The 6,910-nt window shown below is 59.9% G+C and carries 7 protein-coding genes; 3 read left to right on the top strand and 4 right to left on the bottom strand.

Annotation, left to right across the window (positions count from 1 at the left end; translation table 11 throughout):
* The first annotated feature begins 168 nt into the window (after positions 1-168).
* A complete protein-coding gene (locus ACMLHG_RS10820; protein WP_417170506.1) occupies positions 169-651 on the top strand; it encodes a GNAT family N-acetyltransferase in 483 nt (160 codons plus the stop codon).
* Between the two features lie 15 nt (positions 652-666).
* Here ACMLHG_RS10820 and ACMLHG_RS10815 read toward each other — a convergent pair whose 3' ends face one another.
* Complete coding sequence (locus ACMLHG_RS10815) at positions 667-1,377, bottom strand: DUF3047 domain-containing protein (protein WP_295809923.1); 711 nt, start codon at positions 1,375-1,377, stop codon at positions 667-669.
* A 209-nt stretch (positions 1,378-1,586) separates the two neighbouring features.
* On the opposite strand from ACMLHG_RS10815, the gene ACMLHG_RS10810 reads away from it, so the two are divergent.
* Positions 1,587-2,291: an iron-sulfur cluster assembly scaffold protein gene (locus tag ACMLHG_RS10810; protein WP_294437209.1), complete on the top strand. Its 705-nt coding sequence runs from the start codon at positions 1,587-1,589 to the stop codon at positions 2,289-2,291.
* Positions 2,292-2,303: 12 nt separating this feature from the next.
* Positions 2,304-3,302 (top strand): GGGtGRT protein, encoded by a 999-nt coding sequence (locus ACMLHG_RS10805; RefSeq protein WP_294437207.1) that lies wholly within the window; start codon positions 2,304-2,306, stop codon positions 3,300-3,302.
* Between the two features lie 683 nt (positions 3,303-3,985).
* Here ACMLHG_RS10805 and ACMLHG_RS10800 read toward each other — a convergent pair.
* The 3 genes from ACMLHG_RS10800 to ACMLHG_RS10790 all read right to left on the bottom strand — a co-directional run.
* On the bottom strand, positions 3,986-5,203 hold the full coding sequence (locus tag ACMLHG_RS10800; protein ID WP_417170505.1) for an O-antigen ligase family protein: 1,218 nt from the start codon (positions 5,201-5,203) through the stop codon (positions 3,986-3,988).
* Positions 5,200-5,985 carry a hypothetical protein gene (locus ACMLHG_RS10795; protein ID WP_417170504.1) on the bottom strand — a complete coding sequence of 262 codons (786 nt, stop codon included), beginning with the start codon at positions 5,983-5,985 and terminating at the stop codon, positions 5,200-5,202. Before ACMLHG_RS10795 ends, ACMLHG_RS10800 begins: the two co-directional genes overlap by 4 nt.
* The coding region (locus ACMLHG_RS10790; RefSeq protein WP_417170503.1) for a hypothetical protein at positions 5,982-6,910 on the bottom strand (929 nt) is incomplete at its 5' end. The genes ACMLHG_RS10795 and ACMLHG_RS10790, both read right to left, overlap by 4 nt.

Genomic DNA, 6,910 nt, shown 5'->3' with positions numbered 1-6,910 from the left:
CAATGGTATGTATGCAATTAGTTAAAAAATAATTGTATGTATACAATTTAAGAGAGAACCGTTTCTGCAGAATAAAAGGCAGAGGAGGAAAACGTGGAGTATGTGGTGAGACCTGACAGACGGGGAGGAACAGGGGATAGTGCAACACCAGACTGAGAGGAGGATTTTATGAAGTGGAGCTTTCAGAAGATCACACTGTTTCCGCGCGGCACGCTCGTCGCGCTGCTGAGGAAGGCCTGCTCCTTTGATCCCCGCTGGGAAAAGGCGTATGGCGGAAGCTGGCGGGAGTTCGACGCGTTCTTCTTTGACCACCCGGAAAACGCCGATTTCTGCGGCTTCTTTTCCGTGCTGGACAGTTCGCCGAGCGGATTCGTCAGCTGGGACCCGCGCCGTTTCCCGGAGTCGGTTGAAATCGGCCACAACTGCATTCGTCCCGACTGGAAGGGGAGGGGATTCGGAACACGGCAGATGCGGGAGGCGCTCCGTCGGATCTCCGTTGCGCGGCCCCGGAAAATTTTCGTCGTCACCAGTGCGCCGCTGCTTCCGGCACAACGGATGTATGAGCGGGCCGGTTTCCGGGGGTGCGGCCGGGAACCGGCTGCCGGATTTCCCGGCGACCGCATCCGTTACGAATATTTTCCCTGTCGATGACGGCGGGACCGCCTTCTATTTCGCCCGGCGGAACTCGATGTAGTCGATCATCGCTTCCGCGTCGGTGCCGGTGTACTGGCTGTTGGAGGAGATGCTCAGCGCGAGCCCGTCCGGAACCTTCCCGAGTTTTTCTTTCAGATCCTGATAGAGGTTGACCTCCTCGGTGTACCAGGTGTTGAGCTTGTCCTCCTGGTTGCGGAGCGAGCGCCAGTGGACGGTGACCAGCCCGTTGTAGACCGCTTTGCCGGTCAGATTCTTCGGCGTGACCGTCTCCCAGGTGTAGGAGCAGCTGGTCTGCCGGAAGCGCCCGTAGCCGACGTAGATGGCGATGCCCTGATCGTCTTTGGCTTTCACCCGGGCGTCGGCGCCTGCCGGGAGCTGGACCGCTTTCCAGCGCCAGCGCATGATCGGGTATTTTGCAAGGTCGATTCCGGAGATGTCCGCCATGATGACGCCGGTCGCCTTCGGGGAGCGGATGACCAGCACCGGGTGACCGAGTTCGGAATCCTTTTCGATGGCGTAACGCACGTCGGGGGTGCGGAATTTCCCCTTGTAGGTCCAGCCGGCGGGATACCCGTCGTCGTCGAGTGCGGTTTTCTGAAAATCGAAGCGGATCGCTTCGACTTCTCCATTTTTCCCCTTGACGGGAACGCCCTCGACATCATCGGCGCAAACGGCGGCCGCGAAGAGAATTCCGGCCAGAAACAGCAGCATTTTTCCTCTCATATTCACTCCTTCGTTCCGGCGTCGGGATTTTCCGCAACAGCCGCCTCTAATATATCTCCCGGTGGGAGAAAATGCAAAGCGGGAACTCCCTCCGCCGGTTGATTGGAGAATTTGACGGAAATCGCGTGAATTTTTGGAAAAATGGTGTATATTATCAATCTTACAGGCAGATTGCTGCATTCAAGAAACAACCAACCAGGAGAACCAACATGAGTTGTCCGTATCAGTGCTCGCACGAAGTGGAGCAGATGTGCCGCGTCGCCAAAGGCGCCAAGCATGGTCCGGCCCCGATTCCGGAAGAGGGGAAATGGGTTAAATCCAAACAGATCACCGATATCTCCGGTCTGACCCACGGCGTGGGCTGGTGCGCTCCCCAGCAGGGCGCCTGCAAACTGACGCTCAACGTCAAGGATGGCGTGATTCAGGAGGCGTTGGTCGAGACGCTCGGCTGCTCCGGCATGACCCACTCGGCGGCGATGGCGGCGGAAATTCTCCCCGGCAAAACCATTCTCGAAGCGTTGAATTCCGACCTTGTCTGCGATGCGATCAACGTCGCGATGCGTGAACTTTTCAAGCAGATCGTCTACGGTCGCAGCCAGACTGCGTTCAGCGAGGGCGGGCTGCCGATCGGCGCCGGCCTTGAGGACCTCGGCAAGGGGCTGCGTTCCCAGGTCGGTACGATGTTCTCGACGCTGGAGAAGGGACCGCGCTATCTCGAAATGGCCGAAGGCTATGTTCTGGAAATCGGCCTCGATGAGAACAGCGAGATCATCGGTTACAAGTTCGTCCATCTCGGCAAGATGATGGAGGCGATCCGCAAGGGCGTGGAACCTGCGAAGGCCTTTGCCGACAACGTCAAGAGCTACGGCCGCTTCGACGAGGCCGTCAAGAAAATCGACCCGCGCAAGGAATAAGGAGTTCACACCATGAGCGTACAGTTTGAAGGATATGAACGCCGGATCAAACAGATCGAAAAGGCGCTGAAAGAGTACGGCATTGAGTCGCTCGAAGCGGCCCGCGACCTCTGCCTTGCCAAGGGAATCAATGTGGAAGAGATCGTCCGCGGCGTGCAGCCGATCGCGTTTGAGAACGCGGTCTGGGCTTACACCCTCGGTGCGGCGATCGCGCTGAAGAAGGGTTCGAAGAACGCTGCCGAAGCGGCGGAGAACATCGGCATCGGTCTGCAGGCGTTCTGCATTCCGGGTTCGGTGGCGGATTCCCGCAAGGTCGGTCTCGGCCACGGCAACCTCGCTGCGATGCTGCTGCGGGAAGAGACCCGCTGCTTCTGCTTCCTCGCCGGTCACGAGTCGTTCGCGGCCGCCGAAGGTGCGATCGGCATCGCCAAGACCGCGAACAAGGTCCGCAAGGAGCCGCTCCGGGTTATCCTGAACGGCCTCGGCAAGGACGCGGCCTACATCATCAGCCGGATCAACGGCTTCACCCACGTGGAAACCGAATACGACTACGCCACCGGCGAGCTGAAGGTTGTGAGCGAGAAGGCGTTCTCGCAGGGCCCGAAGGCGGCGGTGAAGTGCTACGGTGCGGATGATGTTTCCGAAGGCGTGGCGATCATGATCAAGGAAGGTGTGGATGTCTCCATCACCGGGAACTCGACCAACCCGACCCGCTTCCAGCATCCGGTTGCCGGCACCTACAAGAAGTGGGCGATCGAGCACGGCCGCAAATACTTCAGCGTGGCCTCCGGCGGCGGCACCGGCCGCACGCTGCATCCGGACAACATGGCTGCCGGTCCGGCGAGCTACGGCATGACTGACACGATGGGCCGTATGCACGGCGACGCGCAGTTTGCGGGTTCGTCGAGTGTTCCGGCGCACGTCGAAATGATGGGTCTGATTGGTATGGGCAACAACCCGATGGTCGGCGCTTCGGTCGCCGTCGCGGTGGCGGTTGCCGAGGCCAAGTAAGGCTTGTCCGGTACGAAAATTCCGGCTTCTTCCGAGGGAAGGGGCCGGATTTTTTTTTGATAAATTTTTAGGTTTTTTGTACACAAATCAGAGCGTTCAGCGCCGCGAGGGGAATTTCCACCGTACCCCGGTCTTCTTACGGGCCCAAGCGCGGTCAGCGCCGCGAAGCATATCTCTACGGCTTTGACCGCGCCCCATTAAGCGCGGTCAGCGCCGCGAGCGCATGTGAGAGAACTGCTTTGCGTTTCGCAAAGCAGCAAGGAGCGATTGCGACGCAGTCGAACGGAGTCGAGCGGAGCCGCTCCGGCGATTGAGGAGTTGGCGGGCGAAGCCCGACAAGTAAGGCCCGCGAGGGCCGCGTGCGGATTCGTATCAACCGACATCCGACTTCTCACGGGCGGGGAGGTCTGGAGGGCGCCCGGCCCTCCAGCTCCCGCGAGCATCAACCCCTTGCGGAAGCTCGAATATCCGCCTCCGCCCCGACCGCGTTCCGCAGACGCCGAAAATTTTCACTCCGGCACCGCCTTCTCCCATTCGAAGAGGTCAGGAGGGCGTCCGGCCCTCCAGCTCCCGCGAGCATCAACCCCTTGCGGAAGCTCGAATATCCGCCTCCGCCCCGCCCGCCTCCCGCAGAAGCCGGAATTTTTCGCTTCGGTATGGTTCCCGCTCATGAATCTAAACTATCACAGAGCGTAGTCACAGGGAATATCACGTGCTTGAGCCTGGAGTTCGAGCAGGTCGTTTTCCGCATAACGCGTCAGAAGCACCCGCTGGATATTTCCCGGCAGAACGAAATGCGGCGGAGGTGCGACCAACGTAACCTCCGCATGCGGATAGCGGGAGGAAAAATGGGCACATTCACCGAAGAGGATGAGTCGGGTGCTGGCGGGGAACGGTGTGTCGGCGCGAAGTTCAGCGGAATGAATGGGCAGGATTCCGCCTTCTGGCAGAAGGGTGGCGCATTCGCGCAGAGTGAATGCGTTGTCGTAAAGAGCCAGGGAAGTCGAGGTCCCGGGCAGACGGAGAAATTCTCCCTCAAGCACTTTCGGGGTTTGAGGAGAGGAGAACAGAAACAGCGACACCGGCAGCAGCAACGCGGCGGATGCGGCAATTGCCGCCCGTCTGAGGTGAAACCGGCCGAGAGAGAGAAATACAATCAGGCCGAGATAGAAAAACAACAGTCCCCAGGAGAGACATTGATTCAGACGTGACAGTCCGCCGGCTCCGTGGAAATCAAACAGGATTCCTCCATCGAAGATTGAACTTGAAAAAGCGGAGGCCGCCAGTCCGATGAGGGCCGTGCGTGCCGCCGGATGGCGGGAACCGTTGAGCAGGGCGTAGAAGAGAGTGCCGAGCCAGAGAACCCCAGCGAAGATTCCGTATTCAACCAGCAACGTCAGATGCGAATTGACCAGCGTGCGGCAGACGATCCGGGGAGGCAGCAGAAAGGCAGAGGCGATTGCGCCGGAATTACCGTGACCGACGCCGAGAGGATTGGCGGCGAAAAGTGCGGCCCCCGCCTGCCAGATGGCGAGCCGGTTGGTTGCTGCGCGGTCGAGCGTGAACCGGGCCAGAGCACCGGCGGCGAGAAAGGCGAGAAACAGCGCGATCAGCAGGATGCCGCCTCGGCGGAGGGAGACGGCGGAATACTTCCGACAGCCGAAATAGAGAACCAGTTCGAGAACCGCGACCGCCGCCCCGGTCCGGGAGAAGGTGAGGGCAAGGGCGGCGAAGGTGAGCAGAGTGGCCGCCGCAACCGGAATCCGGCAGGCGGGGCGTGGAAATCGTTCCCAGGCGGCCCACAAGAAGGGGAGCAGGGCCGCGAACAAGGCGGCGGCGTGATTGGGGTTGTAAAACCCGAATCCCCACCGCACCATGCCGTCGTATGTGAATTCCATCATTTAAGCCACAGATCAAGAACGTCCCGGTTGGGAATTTCGTTACGATATTCCGGGTCGATTTCATGTTTCCGGCTGATCGGCAGGACTTCGCGGGAGTCGTCATCGGCGACGAACTGATTTTTCCCCCCGGTCAGCAGGGCGTCGAACCATGCGCGGGCAAGTTCGAGTGTCTGCGGGGAGAGTTCGTGACCGTTGCGACTGTATTTCCAGAGCAGTTTCCCGCCGTTTTCACGGTAATTGGAAATGAAGGTGCGGCTGATGCTCCAACGGGCGTCGTCGAGGGTGCCGCAGGTGACCAGGGCAGGGGCGGGATTTTTGACCTTTCCGGTAAAGTAGACGCCGCAGGCATGGGCACCCCATGCGGCGACCTTTTCCGGCATCCAGGCGTAGAAGAGGTTGGCGCATTGCCCTCCGGCGGAATAACCGTAGAGGAGCAGTCGGCGCGACGGCATACGGCAGCGGCGTTCCAGCTCGGCAACGGCGCGTTTGAGCGCGGGGCCGGACCACTTTTCCGGTTCCCAGTAATTGCGGTCGCGGAAAGAGGGAGAGAGCAGGATCAGCCCGTGTCGATCGGCCAGCTCATCGAAGCGGAAGCGTTTCAGCGTGTCGTCACCCTTCCAGTTTCGTCCGCCGAAAAGGACCATGATTGCCTGCGGCGGTCCGGCAGGCAGCCGGTAGGCGAATTCGACGTCGTCGACAGTCAGAGTGGCGGCGGCGACGCCGAAGGCCGCGGAGCCGAGGAGCAGAAGAAAGATCAGAAGACGAAAGGAGCGGGGGATCATTCCGGCACTCCCCAGGCCCGGGCGATGGTGAGAGCGGGCAGCAGAACACGATCTTCCGGTAAAATGTTTTTCGCTTTGGGGGAGTTGGCGGGATAGAAAACTCCCTCCTGATCGTCACCGATGTAGGGGTATACCGGCGGCGTGTCGCGCCGGGAGCCTCTCCCTGTTAAATCTGACGAATAAATTTTATGGTAATATGTCAGGAATTCACGGGCGAGCCGGAGGGAGTCCGGCGGGACGTCGTGCGGATGGTTGGGGAAGGATCTCCAGATGATGTTGCATCCTTTTTTGCGGTATTTTTCGACGAAATTGCGACTGATGACATAGCGCTGGGCGTCGGCGTCGCCGCAGGTGACAAGGCCGGGGACGGAACGCATTCCGGCGGTCGGTTCATGGAATACGCCGCAGGCGTGCGACACCCATGCGCGGGCAAGCTGAGGTCTCCAGGCGGGAAACAAATTGGAACACTGACTGCCGGCGGAGAATCCGTAGAAGAGAAGCTTGTCGGTGCAGATGTTGTAATCCTTTTTGATCTTCTGCAAAGCGTTGAACAGAGCTTTGCCGGACCACTCTTCCGGTTCCCAGTAGTTGTCGTTTTTAAAATCGGGGGAGACGAGAAAGGCGTTGTTTTCGTCGGCCCACTTCCCCCAGCCGAGCCCGCCGGCGGCCATGCCTTTGCCGGAACTGTTGCGTCCGCCGAAGAGGACCAGCACCCGGGACATCTGCTGCTGGCGCGGGTGGTAATTTTTCGGCACCCGGTACCAGACTGCGACGAGTTCATTCTGCGGTGCGCGGGTTTTGACCACGACCGAGGAGACCTGCGGCAGAGAAGCCGCATCGAGCGTGGTGCACAGGAGCATTGCGCCTGCTCCCAGCGCCGCGGCGGTCGCGTGACGAAAAACGTGTTGAAGCATAATTTCCTCTC

Source organism: Victivallis sp., assembly GCF_048170485.1.
Lineage (GTDB): Bacteria > Verrucomicrobiota > Lentisphaeria > Victivallales > Victivallaceae > Victivallis.
This window is presented reverse-complemented; position numbering and strand designations above follow the sequence as displayed.